The organism is Butyrivibrio fibrisolvens, from assembly GCF_037113525.1.
GTDB lineage: Bacteria > Bacillota > Clostridia > Lachnospirales > Lachnospiraceae > Butyrivibrio > Butyrivibrio fibrisolvens.
Genome location: NZ_CP146963.1, coordinates 4,346,285 through 4,370,231 on the forward strand (window position 1 = coordinate 4,346,285; position 23,947 = coordinate 4,370,231).

The window sequence follows — 23,947 nt, forward strand, 5'->3', positions numbered from 1 at the left end:
AAAAAGTTTGAAAATGATGAGTTTTCAAACTTTTTTACTAAAAATAATGAGGCCAATCATGGAACACAGTAATCCGCTTTTAAGAAATAATAATTCTCCAAAATTCATTACAATAGGCGAAGTCATGCTTCGCCTAACCCCTCCTAATTATGACAAGATAAGGGTTGCAACAAGCTTTGATGCAAGCTATGGTGGAAGCGAAGCCAATATAGCTCTTGCTCTTGCAAACCTTGGGATAGACTCAACTTTTTTTACCGTAGTACCTGATAACAGTCTTGGTAAATCCGCTGTAAGGATGCTTCGAAGTAACGACGTACACTGCACTCCCATAATCCTGACAACACCTGATGAAACTCCTACCCACAGGCTTGGAACTTATTATCTTGAGACAGGCTATGGTATAAGACCCAGCCAGGTAATATATGACCGTAAGCACTCAGCTTTTAGCGAGTATGATTTTAGTAAAGTCGATATAGATGCGCTTTTATGTGATTATGACTGGCTTCATCTGTCAGGTATCACTCCTGCTCTTTCTAAAAGCTGCGCAGACTTTATACTAAAGTGCCTGGAAGTAGCCAAAGAAAAAAATATCACTATAAGCTTTGACGGGAACTTTAGATCTACTCTCTGGACCTGGGAAGAAGCCAGGGATTTCTGCACATTGTGCCTTCCCTATGTTGATGTTCTCTTCGGGATAGAACCCTATCACTTATATAAGGATGATAATGATCACGAAAAAGGAGATTTAAAAGACGGCGTCCCCTTCCAGCCATCTTTCAAACAACAGGATAAGATATTCAGACACTTCATATCCAGATATCCTAATATCAAATGTATAGCAAGGCATGTACGCTATGCTCATTCAGGTTCTGAAAACAGCTTAAAAGCCTTCATGTGGTACCAGGGCGAAACTACAGAATCAAAGCTGTTTACTTTTAATATACTGGACAGGGTTGGCGGAGGAGATGCCTTTGCAAGCGGTCTTATCTATGCAATGATGAACGGATACGATGCAGATGAGATGATCAATTTCGCTGTAGCATCATCAGTAATCAAGCATACTATAAGAGGCGATGCCAACATAACAGACAATGCCGAAACCATAAGAAATCTTATGAATATGAACTATGATATAAAAAGATAAAGAGATGTAATCATTATTCCCACTTGAACAAACCAGCATCCACAAAGACTTTATAGGGGTGGGCTATATATAAATCATCGCCACACTGTTAATCGTTTTATAATTCATGGCACGATATCCGGAGATTTTTATTCTGGGGTCTGAAACTCGCTACGCTCAGACATGCAGACCCCTGGCAGAATAAAAATCTCCGGATATCATGCTCATGAATTTAATAAAACGATTAACAGTGTGGCGATGATTTATATACAGCCCACCCCTATAAAGTCTTTGCGGATGCTGGTCCGTTCAAGTGGGGAATCTGCAAATATATATCACAGAGCTGCTTTGATCTTCTCGATCATCTCTTTGTACTCATCATCTGTAAGGAATTTCTTCTGAGGATTCATCTCAAAAGTTGTATTCCATTCAAATTCATCCTTGTACTTAGGAACAAGGTGCATATGAAGGTGACAGCCGGAATCAGCATATGCTCCGTAGTTGACTTTATCGGGATTAAAAGCTTTATGAATAGCTTTGGATGCTCTGTTTATATCTGCAAAGAATGCATCTCTGTCTGCATCTGATATATCAACGATCTCACTTACATGATCTTTGTAAGCAACTATGCATCTTCCAGGATGGCTCTGCTCCTTGAAAAGGATGAGTGAACTTACAGACAGATCACATATATAGATTCCAAAAGCATCAAGATGCTCATCTTTCATACAATAACCACAATTTGCGTCTTTTTTAATTTCTGACATTTTACTACCTCTTTACATTTTTTTCTATATGATATAAATCCAACCAGCTATGACTTTTTGTCACTTCGTTCCAAAAGTCATGTAAATAGGCCAATTGAGAACACCTTCGGTGCCTAGCCTATTTACCTACCGATTCACTTTCTTACGAAATCCGCAGTAAATGCGGATTTCTAATTCAAAGTTGCGAAAACATATAACTAATCATCGGAAGGATTTATAACATTCATATACACTACCTATCTTCCAACCAATTCATAACAATCATAACTACTGCTTATCTGCCCGTCAATCTCAAGGCTTATATTGCCTGCGCTTATAGCTACTGCTCTTGATGCAAATATACCAATATATACATATTCCGGATCAACTGCTGTGAGCGTATAATCATAACCTGCAGATACTGCATCGTAGCCTTCTATACTTGCTTTATATCCGTCTCTTGTAGACTCTATTGTCATATGCCTTACGTCATGAAGCTTGGGTTCTGCTATGAGTTCTCCGCCTTCAAAGTCAAGTTCACCGCTCTTTCTTGCAAAGGTGTTAGTTCCCTTAGGATAAGAAGGATTAAACATAACACCGGCGCAGACATAGTCTCCCAGAAGCTCACCTGTAGCATTGTCAACATAGATATCATCTCGTACCATAAGTCCGTATGCTGCAAAGTCGCTGGGGCCGCCTGATTCGTTAAAGCTTTCGATCTTAATATCTGCACTTAATTTAAAGCTCTTTGATACAGGTATACGGATATAATACATAGCTATGCCATCTGACTTACTTGCAATCTTGCCGTTATTGCCATGATTGCCGGCAGATATGTAAAGTGATCCATCCTTTTGGTCAAAAGAAAAGTCGTCACTCTTTGGGCCATGTCCGCTTATATCGCCAAAAACTGTCGGGTACCATACATTTTTATTTTCATCAAATGCTGCATTCCAATAATCGCTTCCTTTATCAGGCCTTATATAAACAGGATCTTTGTAGTCTTTATTTATAGACTTGCTGACCCAGTAGCTTGCTTGTTCCAAAGGGTCATCATACTCATCCTTTAGATATAGAGCCAAAGAAGGAGCTGACTTTCTTATATCCTGCGCAATAAGATAAGCATTGACTGCAGCTCCAAACATACTTGTATGAGTATCATCAACGCATATAGGCCTTGATCCTGTCCTTGCATGCATCATAAGTGTGTTATTATCAGGATCATCACCAGCGTCAACTTTAAGTGCAATATCTACAGTCTGCTTCGTAAGATCGCAAACAGGTATAGACAATTCCTGGCCAAGCTGCCTTATAGCCCTGGGATAATCTCCATCAGGTGTTATATGAACGAAGTCATTTTTATATATAAGATCCTTATCTCTTCTTGCTATCGGTGTTACAAGGATGCAGGAAGCTCCTTTATCATTTGCAGGTTTTATATAGTATCTGTATAGACTATGTGCAAAAGATCCTTCGCTATCTTTATCTCCAATAGCTGATGTAAAAGTGGAATCGCCTCTTTTCTCATCATTATGGCCAAAACCAATGATAAGAAAGTCGCCCTCAGCTATTCCTTCAAGAAAAGACCTGTAGTTATCAGTCTTTCTAAAACTCTTGGAACTTGTACCTGAAATGGCAAGATTAATGATGCGAAGATTGTCTTTAAAAAACAGCTTCAGGCCTTCACCCCATCCTACCCTTGGCATATAATATTTGTCGTTAAAACCTGATACAGTACTATCTCCAACAACCCACAAGGTTGATCTGTAATTCTGATCCAAAATCCGCTCCTTTATTAACATACATTCAGCAAGTCAGATAATTATCCAATGATCTCTTTTACAGTAGCTGCGATCTTCTCATCCTTGCAGTCCTTGAAGAAGTTCTCTGCAAAATGTTCACCAGCAAATGCGCCCTTTACAAGCTCCTTGTCGAGGCCCTTAAGGATAACTGACATATCCTGAACGTAAGTTACCTTCTTAACTTCATCAAGGATCTTCTTATTCCTCTGCTCAGGCACAACTCTTTCCTTAGGATATCCGCCGCCAAATGGCTCAGACCAGAGCTTTTCAAAGATATATTCAAGATTAAGGTCTCCGCCCCATCCAAATCCGAGAGCAAATGGAAGTGATATAGCATTGCCATCATTGATCTGGGCAAATGTGTATGCATCAAGAGGAGTCTCTACATGTCCGCAGATAACGCCGGGGAATGAGTTAAGCGCAAGCATAGCGCCTTCACCTGTTCCGCATCCTGTTACTACAAAATCTGCTGCGCCGCTGTTTAAAAGTGTTGCTGCAAGGATGCCGTTCTGAACATATGTAAGCTGAGCCTTATCATCAGATGAGTACATACCGTAGTTAACAACTTCAAATCCCTTGGTATCAGCAACTTTCTTAAGTGCATTATAGATAACGGCATTTTTAGCTGCCTGTGAGTTTTCATTAATGAGTGCTATCTTCATACTATTTTTGATCCGATAATAGATAACTTACCGGATACTTCCTTTCGTTATTTTATATTTCGTTATTTTTATATTTCCTTACAACAACAGGCGAACCTTAATAGGGCTCGCCTGCAACAATATTATTTATCAGTCATTAACCTTTACATCAGGCTGCTCTTCAATTTCATCAGCGAACTTAGATTCGTCAAGATTTGCAGGATCCTGTCCGATGTATGCTGAGATACCGCCATCAATATAAACAACCTGACCGTTGATAAAGTCAGAAGCTGGAGAAGCAAGGAATACTGCAAGGCCCATAAGATCTTCTGTGTGTCCCCATCTCTGTGCAGGTGTCTTACTACGGATGAAACGATCAAATGGAGCCATTGATCCATCAGGCTGCTTCTCACGAAGAGGTGCTGTCTGAGGAGTTGCGATGTAACCAGGTCCGATAGCATTGCACTGGATGTTGTACTGACCATATTCAGAACAGATATTTCTGGTGAGCATCTTAAGTCCGCCCTTAGCTGCAGCATAGGCTGAAACTGTCTCACGACCAAATTCTGACATCATGGAACAAGCATTGATGATCTTACCAGACTTCTTCTCTATCATATCCGGAAGAACAGCCTTAGAGCAGATGAAAGGACCTGTAAGGTCTACATTGATAACTGCATTCCACTCGCCAACGCTCATCTCATGCATAGGGATTCTCTTAATGATACCTGCGTTGTTAACAAGGATATCGATAGAACCAACCTTTTCTTTTACATCTGCTACGAACTTCTGAACCTGTTCCTCGTTAGTAACGTCACATACAGCACCGTATACATCAATTCCAAGCTTCTTGTACTCTTCATATCCTCTGTCTACAAGCTCCTGCTTGATATCATTGAATACGATCTTAGCTCCGGCTTCTGCATACGCTTTAGCATAAGCAAGACCAAGACCATATGATGCGCCTGTGATCCATGCAACCTTTCCCTTAAGAGAGAACTTGTCGAGAATGTTACCCATAATTTTTTCCTCCGTTTATATGTGCTATTTGTATTATTATATTTCAATAGGTTTAATCCCTATTTATTATTTCGTTCATAAGAAGTTGAGCTTGTCAGTGCACAAAGAATTGATATGACTCTATATCTGCACTGCTTCCTCATATGATCATCAATTATTACAGAAGATCCTGCATCCTTACTTCGTCCATATCATCAAAGTCCTGATTCTCTCCGACCATACCCCAGATGAAAGTATAGTTCCTAGAGCCTGAACCTGCGTGGATAGACCAGCTTGGAGATATTACAGCCTGCTCATTTCTCATAATGATATGTCTTGTCTCCTGAGGCTCGCCCATATAATGAGTTACAAATGCATCCTCCGGCATATCGAAGTAAAGATATACTTCCATACGACGATCATGTGTATGACATGGCATTGTATTCCAAACACTTCCCGGTTCAAGATGAGTCATTCCCATCTCAAGCTGACAGGATTCTACCTGACCTGGAAGGATGTATTTATTAATAGTACGGTGGTTGGCATCTTCCATAGAACCAAGCTCTTTCTTGTTCTCAGGCTTGATCTCTACGTCATATTCCTTTGTAGCCTTACTATCTTTAAGGATTCTCTTGGTTGGATATGTCATGTGAGCAGGACCTGAGCACATGTAGAACTTTGCAGGATTCTTTGGATCTTTGGATGTAAATACGATATCCTTTGTTCCTTTACCTATATACATTCCGTCACGTGCTGCAATCTCATAAACCTCTCCATCAGCTGTAACTGTTCCATCACCGCCGATATTGATGATTCCAAGCTCTCTTCTTTCAAGGAAGTACTGAGCACGGAGTTCATCTCCTGCTTCAAGCTTAAGCTCTTTATTAACAGGCATAGCGCCGCCAAATATAATACGATCGATATGGCTGTATACAAGCTTTATATCATCTTCAAAGAAAACCTTCTCAACAAGGAATTCTTCTCTGAGTCTTTTTGTGTCATAATATCTGACATCCTTGGGAGATGCCGCTGTTCTAAGTTCCATTTTCTAAACCTCCTTAAACGATGGTACTTTACTATCTATATTGTTTTAATTCAAAAACTCTATATCTTATATTGATTTAATTGCTTTTATCCTATGGAAAAAATGTTTAGTTTTTTATAATCTGCTTTATAATCCTATGAAAAAATGTTTAATAATCCGAATCTGTATTTATCATTTTCCCAGGATCTTGTTCTCATATCCTTCAATACATCTTCTGGATACTTCTGCACTGGCAGGCTTTGTATCCTCCAAAGTTGCATGGATGTGATCTTTTCTCTCCAGAGCAAATTTTACTATCTGTGTATAGTCCATATCTCCAAGGCCGCATCCCATGGACTTTACTTCATTGGCATCAAGTCTGCAGTCTTTAAGATGTATCATAGCAATATCCTTACCAAGGATATCTATAGTTCTTGCAATAGTCTCATCTCTCTTCTCATATTCATAAGGAGATATGAGATTAACCGGATCAAAGATAATCTGAAGATTGGGTGATTCGATCTGATCCAGAACGATCCTTGCTCTTTCGGGAGTAGATACAATGTGTCTCCACACAGGCTCTATTGCTATTATCTGTCCAACGCTTTCTGCATATCTGACTACAGGCCTTAGTCCGTCTATAAATATCTTCAATGCTTCGTCAGATCTGGCTGCTTCCGGCTCATAATGATAATCTTCATTGGGCATACCTGTTTCTGTTCCAACTACGCCTGCTCCAAGTATTGATGCAAAGCGAAGGTTGGCCATATATTCTTCCTGGATCTGCTTTAATTTGTCCTTGGAAGGATTGGCAAGATTCTTGTAACAGCCTATTACCGCAACATCAAGATCTGCTTTTTGAAACTCCCTTTTAAGCCACATAGCATAGCCCGGAGTAAGGGCTTCTACAGATGATGGGATATCTTTTACTTTAGAAAGTGCAATATGAACACAGGTAAAACCCTGCCCGCGAATATTTTTGAGTCGTTCTTCAAAAGGTACTTCCATAGAATCATGGAAGCGTAGTCCAAGACTGATCATAACCTTCTCCTTTCGATTTATATCCTTTAAAAGATGTCAAAAAATATGTCCCTTTTAAAGGATGTAAATAACACCCCACTATCACTTTAGCATATATCATGAAACTTCGTTTCGCTTTATGAAACAAATACAATGCAAAAACAACCATCATAACCCGGCATTATTCATAGTCGTGATAATAAAGCTTTATGTCATTAAATCTTACTATTATGATATTCCTTTCCTTATCACAACTTCACCATCCTGGCCCTGTATATCAACATTACTTAAAATAAGATTTTTTACATTTTCAGCATATATACCCATCTTGCTGGTATCAGGAACTCCATTTGACATGGCAGGCTGTCCGGCCTTCGCATCATCCTTGTATCTTACTGTGACATTCTCCATAAGGATCTCTTCGATAGGCGATTCAGGAAGTCCAAGATAATAAGCGGCAGCATATTCTGTATCTTGTGCACTTATATTTCTAAATACAAGACGACCTATAGAGGGAGTTCTGTCATCTACAGGAAAGTTTTCTCTTGACTGTACATAATCCGTCTTACCGTCAGGATCGCAGAAATAGAAACTGTTGACTACAAAAGGCGTAAGCACATGATCCATCTCAATATTTTCAAATATTATATTGTCAAGAACAGAATCCTTGCCTCTTCCTCGCCTTGTCTTGATCCTAAGTCCTCTGTCTGTATCATGGAACAGACAGTCTGTAACCTTGACATTATTAACACCGCCGGCAATCTCAGACCCAACTGTAACAGCACCGTGTCCGGATTCCATGAGGCAGTGTGCCACAAGCATATCGCATGAGGGACGCTTATGTTTCCTTCCCATGTATATCTTGCCGGACTTAATTGCTATACAGTCATCTCCAAGACTAAAATGAACGCCAAGAACCCTCATACCGCTACAGGACTCAGGATCGAATCCGTCAGTATTTGGAGAATTCCAGGGATTTTCAATCTTCACATCTATTACATCGATATTCTTTGAAAAATATGGATGAAGCGTCCAGCAGGGTGACTGTCTTATAAGAAGACCTGCCAGCATGATATCACTACAATTATTAACAAAGAACATATTGGGCCTTGCGACAGTAAAATGCTCCTTGTCAATCTTCCACCAGTCATCAAAGCCTGCATTACCATCCAAAGTTCCATGTCCGTATATGGTGCAGTCCTCTACGTCAAATCCTGTGATCATAGACGCATACTGTCTTAAAGGATTGCCTTCCCAGCTTGCAAAGTTATATTCAGACTCTTCATCATAGCTTCTGACAATCCCCGGGAGGATAGGAAGCTTTGACTTATCTTTGGTTCCTATAAGAACTGCCCCATCTTCAATCTCAATACTAATATGAGACTTAAGAAAAAGAGCTGTAACAGCATATCTTCCAGAAGGAATAAGGACTCTTCCGCTTTCAGGGCAGACATTTATAGCTGTCTGAATAGCCATAGTATCGTCATGCTCTCCATCACAGATAGCTCCAAACTCTAAAGCATTAAGAGTAACTGTTTCATGTAAAGTATGTACCGAAAGCTCAGATACACCATCTTCATCGCCGCATGTGTTAGTGATCTTGATCTCATAATCCATATCAGGATGAAGACCTGTTATAAGATTTATGCAACGATCTGTCATCCCACGTACAGGCTTTGGATCAGGAACGATCATACTTTCTTTTGGTATGATCTCATATTCATATTTATAGGTTGTATTATATTTACCGCCATCGTTTATCTTAAGAATGATAAAACGGGCTCCTGTTTTTAGTATTTCAAATGCCATTTTTTTAACCTCATGTCACGAGCAAAGCGAGTGACTAATGGTTCAAATTGGTGGAGCTTGCTACATCATAATATATGCATCAATCATAAGTTTTCTGACATTGGGACTACATGGTGACTCCGAAGGCTTGATACCAATAGAATCATCATTTATAAATTCCTTGATCAGAAATGATCTCATCTTCATTAAACTGATTTTTTTAATTTCAGAATCAGAATCAATATCTTCTTTTAAATCTGCATCCGTTTCTATATTTGTTTTTAAATCTTCATCTATGTGATCCTGGAAAGTTGTATCCAAGTCTTCATCTGCATCTATGTTAAGAAGTCTTATTGCAAGACCTTCATACTTCTCAGCATCGATATGTCCTTCTTTTATTCCCATAAGAAGTACATAACAGGCACACATCTTCACATCATCTTCAAGGCCACAGATCTTATCAATGCTCCTCAAATCAAAGAAGAGCTCTCTTATACCCTGTCTTAATATATCCTCTAAAAGCCTATAATCTTCGTATATCTGGATACTCATATAGCAAAGAGACTCTACTACTGTTTTTAGGAAAAAAATCTTATTAGTAATAATATCGCTACAGTAAGTACCATTTAAGCCATCATCTCTTAGAAACTCAAATGCCGATCTAAACCTGTCACAGATATCATTGTATCCGTTCTTCTTGTTCCATCTTGTCTCATAATCAGTATAGAAAGGCATATAAAAGCTCATATCTTTAATTCCTGATAAACTGATACTGCTTTCATCTGAATACAAAAATCCTATAAGCCTTTCATGCAGACTATCTGCAAGTTTTCTATAATCATCATTGCCCGTCTCATCATATAGATATATGCAAGCCTGACCTATACTATAATCAGATACAGGAATCTTAGCGCCGGATTCAAGACCTTTTTTTAGTTTTTCTGTCAAAAAAAGAAGATTTTCCACAGTTTCACCATTTTTCATCAAATAATCTCCCACTACTGAAAAATCAATAATGTAAGCTCTTACACATATAGCATTATACACGTTTTTATCATGTTTGACGATACAAAAATATAAACTTATTTTTGAGCAAAATCACAAAATTTTACTATTGATATATTTTATGAACAATAGCGCGAGCTTAACACAAATTCAAAAAGGTGAAAAAGCAAAAACTGCTCTTCCACCTTTCCGACTATGAGTAACAGTTTTAAGACTGATACTGCCTGGCTATATGATTGTACTGTTTGAAAATGCTCTGTTTTCAAACATATATGACTATTAACTTATGAGTCAGAACCTGTATCATTCTTTTACAGCACCGACATTTACGCCCTTAACAAAGTACTTCTGAAGGAATGGATATGCTGCCATGAAAGGAAGAATAGCGCATACGATAGCTGCATAGTAAAGTGTCTCCTGGGCTACATTGTACTGTGTTGTCGGTGTATCACCATCCATGATCATGACACGAAGCTGATACTGGAAGTTAACGAGTTTAGTATTAGTAATATAAATCTGAACTGTGCTGTAGTCATTCCATACAGTAACTGCAAACATAAGACCGATTGATGCAAGTGCTGCCTTGGAAAGAGGAAGTACTATCTTGAAGAAGATTCCCATAGGGCTGCAGCCGTCAATCTTGGCAGCTTCATAAAGTGATCCTGGGATTCCTTCGAAGAAGTTCTTCATAAGTACAAGGTTATATACATTCATACCATGCTTGAAAACAAGGATCCATGTGTTATCAACAAGACCAAGCTGCTTCATGACAAGGTATTCAGGGATCATACCACCGGAGAAGATCATTGTCACAAGAAGGAAATATGAGAAAAATGTTCTTCCGGGCATGTCATACTGGTTAAGTACATAGCCACCAAGTGTTGACATTATAAGACCCACAAGTGTTCCTACTACTGTTGTCCATACTGAGTTCCAGAATGGAAGATAAAGCTTGGATGTTTCGAATATAGTCTTATATCCAAGGATTGTAGGCTGTGTAGGCCAGAGCTTGAACTGGTAGATTCCGACAGCGTTGAAGGAATCTACTACAACCTTCCAAAGCGGAATGATAATAATAAGTGAAATGATTATAAATACAAGATAGTTGACAACATCAAATGCATGTATGCCCGACTTCTTTCGTAATTGTGCTTTTGCCATAATTCCGCGACCTCCTTAAATAATACCGCGTCCGCGGACTTTTTTACTTGCAAAGTTACTCAGCAGCATGAGAATACCACCGACAACTGATTTGAATAGACCAACTGCAGTAGTATAACCATAGTCAGGAATGAACTGCAGGAATGTCTGACGATATATATAAGTGGAGATAACATCTGCTACATCGTATACTCGTGAGTTATAGAGAACGAATACAGGCTCGAAGATATTAAGAACCTTAGCTATGTTCAGGATGAGTACGATGATAATAGTATTAGCAAGTTCAGGAACTGTTACATACCAGATCTTCTGAAGTCTTGTGGCACCGTCAATATCTGCGGCTTCGTAGATCTCAGGATTGATACCTGCAAGAGTTGCAAGGAAGATAACTGTTCCCCAACCTGTCTCTTTCCACATATTGATCAAATAGAAAATAGGTCTCCACATCTTAGTTGAATGGAGGAAATCAATGCTAGTTGAGATAACTCCCCATTCTTTTAAAGTCTCATTGATGAAACCTGTTGATGAATTGGATAAGAAAAGAGTGAAGATAGCTGCTACAACCGCATATGACATAAAGTGCGGAAGGTAAATAACTGTCTGGAATGCTTTCTTGGCAATTATATTACCCATTTCATTAAGGAAAACAGAAATAATAACAGCTGCAAATGTGTTAATAAGTAGTTTTGCTATAGAAATAATAAGTGTGTTTTTAAGTGCTGACCAGAACTCTGCTTTTGCAAACATTATCTGGAAGTTTTCAATACCAACCCAATGGATATTCTTGAGCTTGTAGCTGTAGAAAGAATATCTTACACCAAGCATGGGCCAGTAATACATGATGATAACAAAAACGAATACCGGAAGGAACATGAGGTAATAACCTCTTGAATTCCATATTCGCTGTCCCAGAGGCTTCTTGTTTCTAACCGCGCCTCCAAGAGCAAGATCAGCCTGCTTATACTTTTTACTCATAGTCTTGTATTTCCTTTCATAATGCAGTAAACACATGTGCTGTTTTTTCAGAAAAAATCCTGCCTCCGTATAAACGCGAGGCAGGATCAGAATTTCTGAATCTTACAGCCTTTTTACCTCAGCTCAGGTCGTATGAATTTACTGAGCGTTAAGTTCTTCAAGAATCGTTGCAGAAGCATCACCATACTTGTCGACATAGTTCTGAACTGCCTGCTCAGGTGTGATCTCACCTACTACTGCCTGATTCATCCAAGTTGTCTTATCTGTTACCATATCTGCTTCGTAGTTTGTAAGAGTTTCACTGGAAGCTGCTGCAGGAGCATCTACGCAGTTCTCTGTGAAGAACTGGTTACCTTCAACAACAAGTTCTGTGTTATCTGCATAACCATTTGTCAGAGGTGCGATTACAAGGTTTGCATCAAGGAAGTTCTTCTTCCATACTGTGTTCTCATCGTTAGGAGACTGCTTAAGGTGGAATTCACCTTCTGCATAGCTGTAATCCTTAGCATCATCTGTTCCAGCATTAGTTGTAAACTCTTCAGCTTCTGTTGACCAGTGAACGCCCTCTGCACCATATGTCCAGAGAGTCTGTACCTTGTCACCATCAAGCATTGTATCGAAGAGGATATCGAAGATAGCCTGCTCACGAGCGCTGTCTCCATCACCGTCATCTGTGATTGTAAGAACAGGAGCTTCTCTGTTAAGGTATCCGCCCCAGCTGTCCTTGATCTCCTTGATAGGAGCAAGCTCTACAAGTTCAGAATCAACTTCATTACCAATGAGCTTATCTGTAAGTGTCTGATACCATGTACCAGCCCAGTATGTGAATACACCTGAAGATGTTGACTGATCATTGGAGAACCACTTCTCACGAGCCTGCTTAGTACCAGCTTCCTCTGTATCAGGATCGATAACGCCATCTTTGTAACCCTGGTTAAGTCTTGCAAGAGCGTCGATTGTAGCCTGTTCTGTGAAACCATCTACCCATACACCGTCAGCATTCTGATAGAATGAAGGATATGCATCCTGCCAGAACTCAGGCATGTAGTTAATATAAGGAGCTTCATCAAGCTTACCATAGCCGGCAGCGATAACACCGTATGTACCAGCTGATCCGTTTCCATCAGGATCATCATTTGTGAAAGCCTGAAGCATCTTGTAATATGAATCGAAATCTGTAACTGAAGCTGCATCAATTCCTACAGCATCAAGCCATGCCTTCTTAACATAAGTAACACATCCGTTACCATATGTAGGAGCGAATCCGTAAAGAGCTCCTGATGAAGTCTTAAGATTCTCATTGATCTTATCAAGTGTCAGGCGTGACTGGAATTCAGCGTTGTCATATGCATTAGCCATATCCCAGAGAAGACCTGTTGTCTGATACTGTCTAAGCATTGTTGCGCTCATGATAAGAGCATCAGGATATTCGCCATCACCAGGCTCACCTGTTGTAAGGAGACGTGAAACTGTTCCTGAATAGTCGGAGTGATCAAGCTGTGTGATGTTAAGATCTACATGATAGCCAACCTTCTCTTCGATAGCTGCTTCCCACTGCTCTACGAACTCAGCCTGTCCTGCATCGACTGTAGCTGTAAGAGTACCATCAAATACAAGATTGATCTGTGTAAGCTGATAATCGCTACCAGCTTCTGTACCTGAACCACTTGTGTTACTAGCGGACTGTGTCGGATCTCCCCCATTACTCTCGGTGGATGTGCATCCTGCAAGTGTTCCTATCATTGCTGCTGAGAGAAGCAATGATATCGCTTTCTTTTTCATAAAATTACCCTCCTTAATATGTAAGAAATGTAAGCGTTTTCAATACCTCATGTGTTTAATTTAGCATGTAGAAAATAGTATTTCAAGCTATATTTTCATAAATAATTGCCAAAAATGCAAAGTAGTTCAAAGAATCCCGTATTTTTCAGCGTTTGCAGCCCCAACTGCATCCTAGACCACCTTTTATCGCTCTCTAAAAAACGAAACAACCGCGAAAATATTTGTGTTTTTTATAAATTATTGCGAAAAACACCCCCTATTAATTATGCATTTTCACATATTTTATTCGTCAATTTTAACAATAAAAAATCGCCAAAAAGATGGTTGTAAGCAGTTACGTTTACCCCTAAATCAGCTTGTTTTGATCAGTAATTTTTGTAATCTCTTTCACAGATTTTCAAAAAAAATTAAAAACCTGTTCATTACTGTATTTATTACCCTAAATAGTCTCTTACAATCGCAATACTTATTTTTTATTCTTCACTTCTTCTTATAAATATATGTGTATTATTGCCAAATACATAGGCGCCGATCATAGCAGATGTAAATCTCTTGCCCTTGGACAATCCTTCGGAGCATATGCCAGTCACATCTTTGGCAGTATACAGACATCCTCCATTAAGAAGGAACATCCTTTGGGTATTATCTGTTATAAGCGTGAACGTATTTTCTGATATATCTTCTATATTAAATATATGCTCATAAATATACCTGTCATCTCTATACTCTGTGATCACAGCTTTGGTACATCCATCTTGCTTTCTAAGTCCAAATTTGATATAGGAATTCTCATCATAATATAAAGTCATCCCGGCTTCTTCATGATCCAAAAGGCCATTTGGACTTATCATCTGTATCTCATCCCTGCAGACAAGGTCTTTTTGATTATATACAGCAAAACTCCTGCAACCAATGTCACACAGATCTCTCCCATCTCCTTTGATCATGACAGAACTGTCCTGCCTAACATCTACAAACTTTTTATCCGCAGTTCTTGCAAAGAGCCATCCTGCAATAGCGGGAATAGAAGTACATCCCTGTACTTCTGGGCATTCCCCTTTACGTCCTGTAATGGCGGGAATAGTCATATTATGTTTTCCGTCATCCGGAATTTTGGGTTCTTTAGCAACATAGGAAGAATCCTTGCGATCATATGGGAGCTTGGCTATATAAGAAGGACCCTTGCGCATATTTACAATAGGCCAGCCGTCCGCTGTCCATGTGATCTTGTCAAGAGCTGTCTCTCTTCCAAGCATTCCCCATTTACCATCTATCATCCTCTCACACAGATATACCATGTACCAGTTGCCATCCTGCGTCATAACAGGCTTGCCATGACCGCAGCACTGGATAGGGGCTATAGGATCTTTTTGCGTCATGATAGGATTGTAAGGGCAGTTCTCATAAGGACCTTTGAGATTCTTAGATCTAAGGACAGTGATCATGTGCCCTCTCCCGGTACCACCCTCAGCAAGGAAACAGTAATAATAACCGTCCTTTTTAATAAGATGCGGTCCCTCCGGAGCATGGCCTGACCAGCCGTAAGCTATCATTTCAGGATCAGATAGTATCCGCTTTCCATCAGATGACACTTCCATAAGACATGCTCCTCTATTAAGAAGCATATATCTTCTTCCATCATCATCTGTAAAAAGAGACGGATCTATTCCACTAATATTATGGATCACAGGAGTATCATAAGGACCTTCCGGTCTATCCGAGCTTGTGACGATCTGAGTCTGCGGATATTCCATATCATCGTTGTTACGAAGGGTTGCGCAGATATAGAATCTACCATCATGATAACTTATATCCGGCGCCCAGAATCCCCTGCCACCTTCAAGCCTGCCAAGATGCTCCGATGCCCAGTCAGGATCTGTAACTGCATATCCAATGAGCTGCCAGTTGACAAGATCTTTGGAATGAGAAATCGGTATTCCGGGAAAATAGATAAAGCTGGAGTTGACCATATAATAGTCATCTCCAACCCTTACTATGGAAGGATCTGCATGAAATGATCTCATGACCGGATTCCTGTAGGTATCACTCAGATCATAACCCAGATGTTCTTTCAAAAAAGTATATATATCTTTTTTGTTATCATTATTACTATCTTCATTATTGTCTTCATTACTATCCAAATTACTATCCAAATTACTATCCGAATTACTATTTTTATCTTTTGATTTAAAATAATATTCTTGATAGATATAATCCTGTGAGGCTTTGACAGATAGTCCGCCATATACTGCTTTCCCACCGGATGGCAGCATACCTAATGCTTCAAGATACAGTTCTTCTCCTGCAAGGTCATATGGAGTTATAAGCCATTCATCTGCATAGGTAGGATCCATCTGGCAGCTAAGCACCAGATATCTTACTATTTCAAGATTACCTCCAAGAACCGCATAGTGAAGCACGCTCCTTCCATGCTCATCAGTATCTTCAAGATTCAGACCATGACGTGTCTTTTGTTTTACAAGTTCAAGATCACCGCTAAGAGCTGCCTCAATTCCTTCTTTAAAGCCTTTTTCTGATTTCGAAGAATAAATATTCATAAACACCTCGTATCGCACCTAAAATAAATAGTAGTTTGAGTTAACCACTTTAAGCTGTGATCTTATTGTTCTTTCGCCGTATCATCTGTAATATATACCCAGTCATATCTACCATAGCCATTGCCACTTCCTTTATTATTCATATTGGCTGACCAAAGGCATATCTTGGCGCCTGTCCAGGTCGCTCTTTCAAGCGTCTGAGTCCTGCCAAGATCCGTATAGCTTACTCCATCAAGAGAATAATAGTAGTTATAAGATTTATCTTCTTTTACTACTATCTTAATGAAAACATGGGCAGCGTCTACAAGCTGGATATCACAGCAGTCTTCCACGGCTTTACCTTCAAGCTCTTTATCAGTCACCTCTCCTTTGAACATGACGATATAATTTTTGCCCTGCATGCGCTTTATTCCTGCATAAGAATACTTTTGACCCAGGATACCGCAGGCGGCGATATCTCCCTCTTCACCAGGGTACAGATTTATTGATGTTTTTACTGTAAAAGCCTTGCTCTGAGGGATCTGAGTCAGTACGTTGCCCGCATACCACATAAGATTCTCTCTACTTTTATTAGGAACGCAGTACAGGATCAGATGACCATCATCAAGCTGATACCACTCTTCGTCGGGATTAGCCTGCCACTGCCACTGAAGGCCAAGCTTATCTTCCCTGAAGTCATCGGATGTTCTTATTTTATATTGAGGTGCTCCTTCAACAGGATCTGACCACTCGTAAACAGGCTCGCCTATACCGTCACCGTCAAGATCACTTCCTATAAAAGGCCATCCGTTTATAAAGCACATGGGCTGAAGATGGGTGATCCTTCCAAGTTCTCGTACATCCTGAAAATGAATAAACCAGTTTTTGCCATCAGGTGTATCAACCCATCCGCCCTGGTGAGGTCCATTAATGCCTGTGCAGCCCTGATGCATGACTATCTTATACTCGTAAGGACCGTGAATGTCGCGTGATCTAAGGCATGACTGCCAACCGGTCGCAACGCCTCCTGAAGGCATAAGAATATAGTAGTAATCATCCTTTTTATAGATCTTAGGGCCTTCAGTTGTAGGTGCAACCTGCTCTCCATCAAAGATAAGCTCAGGTTCACCGCAAAGATGCGTACACTCAGGATCTATCTCAACAAGCATAAGCCTGTGCTTGATTCCGCACCGGCTTTTAGCATAGGCAAAAACCATATATGCTTTCCCATCGTCATCCCATATAGGGCATGGATCGATCCAACCTTTGGATGTGCAGAGCATATTAAGCTCAAATTCGCCGTATGGATCCTTACTTCTTGCAACCATGATCCCTTCATCAGGAAGGGGGATAAAAACAATAAAGGTATCGTCGTGATATCTTATGGACGGAGCCCAGGTTCCGGAACCGTGAGACGGTCTGTTATATTTTTCAAAAGGAAGCCTTGATACGCAGTAATTTATTATCTCCCAGTGAACAAGATCTTTGGAATGAAGAAGCGGAACTCCCGGAAGATATGTAAAAGATGATGCTACCATATAGAAATCTTCACCCACGCGTATCACGTCAGGATCAGAATAATCAGCATATAAAATAGGATTTTTATACATACTTAACCTCTTTTTATTATTTTTAAAAAACGCTTACTCTTTCTTTTTATTATTCCATTCTACCTCATTCACCAAATAACGTGGCTTTTTAAAAAATAAAATCCATTTCAGATTCCAAAATCAGTGTCCAAAATAAGGACATGACCACCCTGTCCAAACCCCTACAAACTCCGCTTGACATAAGGGTTGTGCTATGATAAGTTATCGCAAGTGACACCTTTTTTCGGCTACATTATTAATATAAATTTTCAGGGAGTTACAGGGGTATGGATTTAATCAGACAGCAACGCGCTCCAATCTGTGAAGCGCTTGAAAAGTTCCGTAAAAAAAGGGTTGTTCCCTTTGATGTTCCGGGACATAAAAGAGGCCGTGGTAATCCGGAGCTTACAAAGCTTCTCGGCCAGCAATGCGTAGGTATTGATGTTAACAGTATGAAACCGCTTGATAATCTTTGTAATCCGGTTTCAGTCATTGCAGAAGCTGAAGACCTCATGGCTGATGCTTTTGGCGCCGCACACGCATTCCTTATGGTAGGTGGTACGACCAGTGCTGTTCAGGCAATGGTCTTATCAGTATGCGCTGCAGGTGACAAGATCATCCTCCCTCGAAATGTTCATAAAAGCGTTATCAACGCACTTATTCTGTGCGGAGCAATTCCGGTATATGTAAAACCAAAGATTCACCCCGTCATCGGAGTAGCACTTGGAATGGAGGCAGATGCCCTTCTTGAAGCTATCAAGGCTAATCCCGATGCCAAGGCTGTACTTATAAATAATCCTACTTACTACGGAATATGTTCTGATCTTGTAAAGCTTACCAAGATCGCACACGAACATGGTCTTAAGGTTTTATGTGATGAAGCTCATGGAACCCAGCTTTACTTTGCAGACGATCTTCCGATCGCAGGTATGAAGGCAGGCGCTGACATGGCTGCCATCTCCATGCACAAATCAGGCGGTTCTCTTACCCAGAGTTCTGTTCTTTTGATCGGTGAAAACATGGATCAGGCTCATGTACGTCAGATCATAAACCTTACACAGACTACATCCGCAAGTTACCTTCTGCTTTCAAGCCTTGATATAAGCAGACGTAATCTCGCTCTTAGGGGCAAAGAATCTTTTGCCAAAGTTAAAGAGATGAGCGAATATGCAAGAAATGAGATCAATGCCATCGGTGATTACTATGCTTATGGCAAAGAACTCATTGACGGATCAAGCGTATATGACTTTGATGTAACCAAGCTCTGCGTATTTACTAAACCGATCGGTCTTACAGGTATTGAGATATATGATCTTCTTCGTGATGAGTATGATATCCAGATGGAGTTTGGTGATCTTGGTACTATCATGGCTTACATCTCAATCGGCGATCGTATGCAGGATATAGAGAGACTTGCAAGTGCTCTTTCTGATATAAGACGTCTTTATAAAAGAGATAAAGAGGACCTTGCATATGTTGATGCAGTTACTCCAAAGGTCGTATGTTCACCTCAGGAATCCTTCTATGCAAAGAAGCAGTCTCTGCCGATACACAAAACAGCGGGCAGGGTATGCGGCGAATCAGTTATGTGTTATCCGCCGGGAATCCCGATCCTGTCACCGGGAGAGCTTATCACAGAAGACCTTATCGGCATGATCTTATATGCAAGAGACAAAGGCTGCAGCCTCCAGGGTATGGCAGATCCTTCAGCAGATAATATTCAGGTACTTGAGGGAGTACTCGGAGCTTAATAAAGAGTACTCATTAAGGAGCAAGCTATGAGGAATAATTCAGAGATCTGGTTTTCAGACCAGCAGACAGACAGCGTATCTCTCAATATAAGAGTTACAAATCAGCTGTATCATGGTATAAGCGAATTTCAGGAAATTGATGTTTTCCAGTCAGAATCCTTTGGTAAATTCCTGGTTCTTGATGGTGAAGTTCTTTTTTCAGAATCAGATGAATTCATTTATAATGAAATGGTAGCCCATGTACCAATGGCTGTTCATCCACATGTCAAAAAAGTCCTTATCATCGGTGGTGGTGACGGAGGCGTTGCAACAGAGTTCACTTCCTATCCGGAGATCGAACAGATCGATGTTGTAGAGCCTGACGAGCAGATGGTTGAAGTCTGCAGGGAATTTTTCCCGGAAAGTACCAAGGGCTTTGATGATGAGCGTGTACAGATTTCCTATCAGGACGGTCTTCGTTTTGTAAGAGGAAGAGAGAACGAATACGACATTATCATCAACGATGCTACAGATCCTTTCGGACATTCAGAAGGTCTTTTTACAAAAGAGTTCTATGGGAGCTGCTACAGAGCACTTAAGAGCGACGGTATCATGGTGTACCAGCACGGAAGCCCATTCTTTGATGAAGAAGAATCCGTCTTTCGTTCAATGCACAGGAAGGTATTCAAGACTTTCCCGATAAGCCGTGTATATCAGGCTCACGTTCCTACCTGTTCTTCAGGTTACTGGACCTTCGGTTTTGCAAGTAAGAAATATCATCCTATCACCGACTTCGATGAAGCAAGATGGAATGAAAGAAATATAAAGACTGAGTATTATACAACTTCTCTTCACAGAGCAGCATTCATGCTTCCAAGGTATGTTGTTGATATACTTCATGAAGAGGAATATTAAAGAGCGTTTTTAATAAGATACTACATTTAGAAACACTATATTAAAAGTATATCTTCTTTTGATATAACCCAATGGATTGAAGATCCAAAAAATATACTAATTTTGGTTATGCCTTAAATGGCAGAAAGGAATTGCCTTATGTCCAGATTACTTATAATCGGATGCGGCGGTGTCGCACAGGTAGCTATTGCAAAATGTTGTCAGAACAGTGATGTATTCACAGAAATCTGCATCGCTTCAAGAACAAAGTCAAAGTGTGACGACGTTGCTAATAAGCTCAAAGATACTACAAAGACAAAGATCACAACAGCGCAGATCGATGCAGAAGATGTTCCTGCTCTTACTGCTCTTATCAAAGAATATAAGCCTGATGCAGTACTTAACGTAGCTCTTCCATATCAGGATCTTACTATCATGGATGCATGCCTTGCAGCAGGCGTTCACTATATCGATACAGCTAACTATGAGCCTGAAGATACAGATGATCCAGAGTGGAGAAAAATCTATGACAAGCGCTGCAAAGAAGCTGGATTTTCTGCTTACTTTGATTACAGCTGGCAGTGGGCTTATCAGGACAAGTTCAAGGAAGCCGGCCTTACAGCTCTTCTCGGAACAGGTTTTGATCCCGGCGTAACATCTGTATTCGCAGCATATGCTAAGAAACACTATTTCGATACTATTGATACAATTGATATCCTTGACTGCAACGGCGGTGACCACGGATATGCATTTGCAACAAACTTCAATCCTGAGATCAACCTTCGTGAGGTTTCAGCCCCTGGTTCATACTGGGAAGACGGCCACTGGGTTGAGATTCCTGCAATGAGCATCAAGAGAGAATATAACTTTGATCAGGTTGGTATGAAGGATATGTACCTTCTCCACCACGAAGAGATCGAAGCTCTTGCAAAGAACATGCCTGAAGTTAAACGTATCCGTTTCTTCATGACATTTGGTCAGAGCTATCTTGATCATATGAGATGTCTTGAGGATGTTGGAATGCTTTCAACAGTTCCGATCAAGTTCCAGGGACAGGATATCGTTCCGATCCAGTTCCTTAAGGCTCTTCTTCCAGATCCTGCAACTCTTGGACCAAGAACTAAGGGTAAGACTAATATCGGTTGTATCTTCACTGGTAAAAAAGATGGCAAAGAACGTAAGATCTACATCTACAATGTATGTGACCACGAGGAATGCTACAAGGAAGTTGGTTCACAGGCAATCAGCTATACAACTGGTGTTCCGGCTATGATTGGTTCTATGATGGTTGTATCAGGTCTTTGGAAAGAGCCTGGAGTATTTACAACTGATGAATTTGATCCAGACCCATACATGGAAGCTCTCAACAAGTGGGGCCTCCCATGGGTAGTAGAGGAAAATCCGATACTTGTAGACTGATAATAGGGGATAGGTTTTCGTAAAAGCCAGAGGCCGGCAGTTGATAAGGCTTTTTGGAATGTTGAAAATATCATAATTCAAGGCTTAATATCTGGCGTTATATATTCTGGGATCCGAAACTCGCTTCGCTCAAACAGGCGGATCCCAAGCAGAATATATAACGCCATCTATTAAGCTCTTGAATTTAATGATATTTTCAAAAATTCCAAAATGCCTTATCAACTGCCGGCCTCTGTGGTTTTTCGAAAAATATACACTATTATCAGTGTACTGCGTCATTTGAGCAACTCGCAGCTTTGGAGCTTAAATAGCGATAGCGTTTCATATAATTTTTGATTTTTATAAAAGTCTTATCAAATAGACATTAACGCTCAAGGGCAGGAAAAGGAACTATATCCTTGGCATCTTGCTCGTGGTCCTTAATTATCTTCTCCATCCAAACCATGTCGTACCAGCGGTGGAATTTATAGCCGCATTTGGTGAATCTTCCAATTAGCTTATAGCCCATGTGTTCGTGGAAGTGAATGCTGTTATTGGTCAGGTACTCATCTTCTACTTCGGGGGCGCCTATGCATGCGTAGAGGTTTGTTATGCCTTGCTTTTTGGAGATGTCTTCAAGGATTTCGTAGAGCTTTCTGCCAAGGCCCAATCCTTTGGCTTTATCTGAAAGGTATATGGACATTTCAGCGGACCATTCGTAGGCTTTTCGCACATGGAATGCGCTGGTATAGGCGTAGCCGATTATTTCGTTGTCCTTTTCTACTACAAGATAAGGGTACTTTCCTGTTATAGCCTTAATTCTGTTTTCGAATTCAGTTACTGATGGTACCTCGTATTCATATGTGATAGCGGTCTTTTCTACGTAATATCTGTAGATTTCTACAAGAGAAGGCGCATCAGAAAACTGTACTGGCCTGATTGTTACTGTATTGTCCTGAAATATCATGATTAAGCCACTCCTAAATTGTGCTTTACACTGTTTTTGACATTATAGCACGATACTGCAAAAAGAATAGGGACATATGAATTTATATTCCACATCAAAAGGGATATCGCGTTTGATTCAATAATCAAATACGATATCCCTAAAAGTCAGCTTTTGGATTTCATTCCATAAAATCTGGATTTAATGCATCTTGTTCAAGTTTACTCATATATCTATTAAAATTTTTTTCTACCCCCTCATGTAGTTCAGAATCAGCACTGTGCCTTAAAATTTCAGAATATGTACATCTTATAAGAGGCTCTGGTACATCCTTTATAGAATTATAACTACCTGAAATATGTTCGCTATTATTACAACCATAAACAAATGCATTAATAGCGCTTTCTATTTCTTCTTCACTATACCCATTAAATATTCCCAATATCTTTGTATTTGTTTGTATGTTATCGATAATCTCTGAATCACTTATTATACTCTCAAGTTTCGCTAGTACCTCTTCCTGATTATCTTCAAAGAAAACAGAACACCCGTATTCATCCCAGATTTTAATACATTCAGCAGTATAATAATTTTTACTATCAAATCCGAAGCATGAGGCATTCTTTTCTTGAAAATCATGCGAAATATTACATACTACTGCGTATGCAATTATAATACCTATTTCTACAAGAAAAATTGCAACCTCTTTCCTCTCTCCTATTTTCCTAAAAATATTACAAAACATTTTTCTTATATTGCATAAAATATCGTTTATATTTATTTCCAT

19 protein-coding genes are annotated in these 23,947 nt (G+C 39.9%); 4 read left to right on the top strand and 15 right to left on the bottom strand.

Features of this window, described 5'->3' with window-relative positions; translation table 11 throughout:
• Window positions 1-58 precede the first annotated feature (58 nt).
• Window positions 59-1,144 carry a sugar kinase gene (locus tag WAA20_RS18535; RefSeq protein WP_073390391.1) on the top strand — a complete coding sequence of 362 codons (1,086 nt, stop codon included), beginning with the start codon at window positions 59-61 and terminating at the stop codon, window positions 1,142-1,144.
• Window positions 1,145-1,458: 314 nt separating this feature from the next.
• On the opposite strand, the gene WAA20_RS18540 is transcribed toward WAA20_RS18535, so the two are convergent.
• The 13 genes from WAA20_RS18540 to WAA20_RS18600 form a co-directional block, all read right to left on the bottom strand.
• Complete coding sequence (locus tag WAA20_RS18540; protein ID WP_073390387.1) at window positions 1,459-1,890, bottom strand: HIT family protein; 432 nt, start codon at window positions 1,888-1,890, stop codon at window positions 1,459-1,461.
• Between the two features lie 236 nt (window positions 1,891-2,126).
• On the bottom strand, window positions 2,127-3,650 hold the full coding sequence (locus WAA20_RS18545; protein ID WP_073385624.1) for a GDSL-type esterase/lipase family protein: 1,524 nt from the start codon (window positions 3,648-3,650) through the stop codon (window positions 2,127-2,129).
• A gap of 41 nt (window positions 3,651-3,691) precedes the next feature.
• Window positions 3,692-4,333: an RpiB/LacA/LacB family sugar-phosphate isomerase gene (locus WAA20_RS18550; RefSeq protein ID WP_022754758.1), complete on the bottom strand. Its 642-nt coding sequence runs from the start codon at window positions 4,331-4,333 to the stop codon at window positions 3,692-3,694.
• A 129-nt stretch (window positions 4,334-4,462) separates the two neighbouring features.
• The gene (locus tag WAA20_RS18555; RefSeq protein ID WP_022759060.1) at window positions 4,463-5,332 is read right to left on the bottom strand and encodes a gluconate 5-dehydrogenase; all 870 of its coding nucleotides are present in this window, start codon (window positions 5,330-5,332) and stop codon (window positions 4,463-4,465) included.
• Window positions 5,333-5,489: 157 nt separating this feature from the next.
• Window positions 5,490-6,356 (bottom strand): 5-dehydro-4-deoxy-D-glucuronate isomerase, encoded by an 867-nt coding sequence (kduI, locus tag WAA20_RS18560; protein ID WP_073385625.1) that lies wholly within the window; start codon window positions 6,354-6,356, stop codon window positions 5,490-5,492.
• 171 nt (window positions 6,357-6,527) lie between these two features.
• A complete protein-coding gene (locus WAA20_RS18565) occupies window positions 6,528-7,376 on the bottom strand; it encodes a sugar phosphate isomerase/epimerase (RefSeq protein ID WP_022759062.1) in 849 nt (282 codons plus the stop codon).
• Between the two features lie 207 nt (window positions 7,377-7,583).
• A complete protein-coding gene (locus tag WAA20_RS18570) occupies window positions 7,584-9,164 on the bottom strand; it encodes a glycoside hydrolase family 28 protein (protein ID WP_073385627.1) in 1,581 nt (526 codons plus the stop codon).
• Between the two features lie 60 nt (window positions 9,165-9,224).
• Complete coding sequence (locus tag WAA20_RS18575) at window positions 9,225-10,127, bottom strand: hypothetical protein (RefSeq protein ID WP_073385629.1); 903 nt, start codon at window positions 10,125-10,127, stop codon at window positions 9,225-9,227.
• Window positions 10,128-10,451: 324 nt separating this feature from the next.
• Complete coding sequence (locus WAA20_RS18580) at window positions 10,452-11,309, bottom strand: carbohydrate ABC transporter permease (RefSeq protein WP_022754752.1); 858 nt, start codon at window positions 11,307-11,309, stop codon at window positions 10,452-10,454.
• A gap of 15 nt (window positions 11,310-11,324) precedes the next feature.
• A complete protein-coding gene (locus WAA20_RS18585; RefSeq protein WP_073385630.1) occupies window positions 11,325-12,284 on the bottom strand; it encodes a sugar ABC transporter permease in 960 nt (319 codons plus the stop codon).
• Between the two features lie 138 nt (window positions 12,285-12,422).
• On the bottom strand, window positions 12,423-14,066 hold the full coding sequence (locus WAA20_RS18590) for a hypothetical protein (protein ID WP_073385632.1): 1,644 nt from the start codon (window positions 14,064-14,066) through the stop codon (window positions 12,423-12,425).
• A gap of 473 nt (window positions 14,067-14,539) precedes the next feature.
• Window positions 14,540-16,624: a family 43 glycosylhydrolase gene (locus tag WAA20_RS18595; RefSeq protein WP_073385633.1), complete on the bottom strand. Its 2,085-nt coding sequence runs from the start codon at window positions 16,622-16,624 to the stop codon at window positions 14,540-14,542.
• A 62-nt stretch (window positions 16,625-16,686) separates the two neighbouring features.
• Entirely contained in the window at window positions 16,687-18,213 is a 1,527-nt protein-coding gene (locus tag WAA20_RS18600; RefSeq protein WP_073385635.1) for a glycoside hydrolase 43 family protein, read from the bottom strand.
• Between the two features lie 266 nt (window positions 18,214-18,479).
• On the opposite strand from WAA20_RS18600, the gene WAA20_RS18605 reads away from it, so the two are divergent.
• The 3 genes from WAA20_RS18605 (at window position 18,480) to WAA20_RS18615 (ending at window position 22,235) form a co-directional block, all read left to right on the top strand.
• Window positions 18,480-19,943, top strand: a complete 1,464-nt coding sequence (locus tag WAA20_RS18605) for an aminotransferase class I/II-fold pyridoxal phosphate-dependent enzyme (protein ID WP_073385637.1) — start codon at window positions 18,480-18,482, stop codon at window positions 19,941-19,943.
• A gap of 27 nt (window positions 19,944-19,970) precedes the next feature.
• Window positions 19,971-20,837 carry a polyamine aminopropyltransferase gene (speE, locus tag WAA20_RS18610; RefSeq protein WP_073385644.1) on the top strand — a complete coding sequence of 289 codons (867 nt, stop codon included), beginning with the start codon at window positions 19,971-19,973 and terminating at the stop codon, window positions 20,835-20,837.
• Between the two features lie 138 nt (window positions 20,838-20,975).
• Window positions 20,976-22,235: a saccharopine dehydrogenase family protein gene (locus WAA20_RS18615; protein WP_073385646.1), complete on the top strand. Its 1,260-nt coding sequence runs from the start codon at window positions 20,976-20,978 to the stop codon at window positions 22,233-22,235.
• 364 nt (window positions 22,236-22,599) lie between these two features.
• Here the strand turns inward: WAA20_RS18615 and WAA20_RS18620 are convergent, their stop codons facing one another.
• Window positions 22,600-23,181: a GNAT family N-acetyltransferase gene (locus tag WAA20_RS18620; RefSeq protein WP_073385647.1), complete on the bottom strand. Its 582-nt coding sequence runs from the start codon at window positions 23,179-23,181 to the stop codon at window positions 22,600-22,602.
• Window positions 23,182-23,341: 160 nt separating this feature from the next.
• Window positions 23,342-23,947, bottom strand: coding sequence for a hypothetical protein (locus WAA20_RS18625; RefSeq protein ID WP_073385649.1), 606 nt, complete (start codon window positions 23,945-23,947; stop codon window positions 23,342-23,344).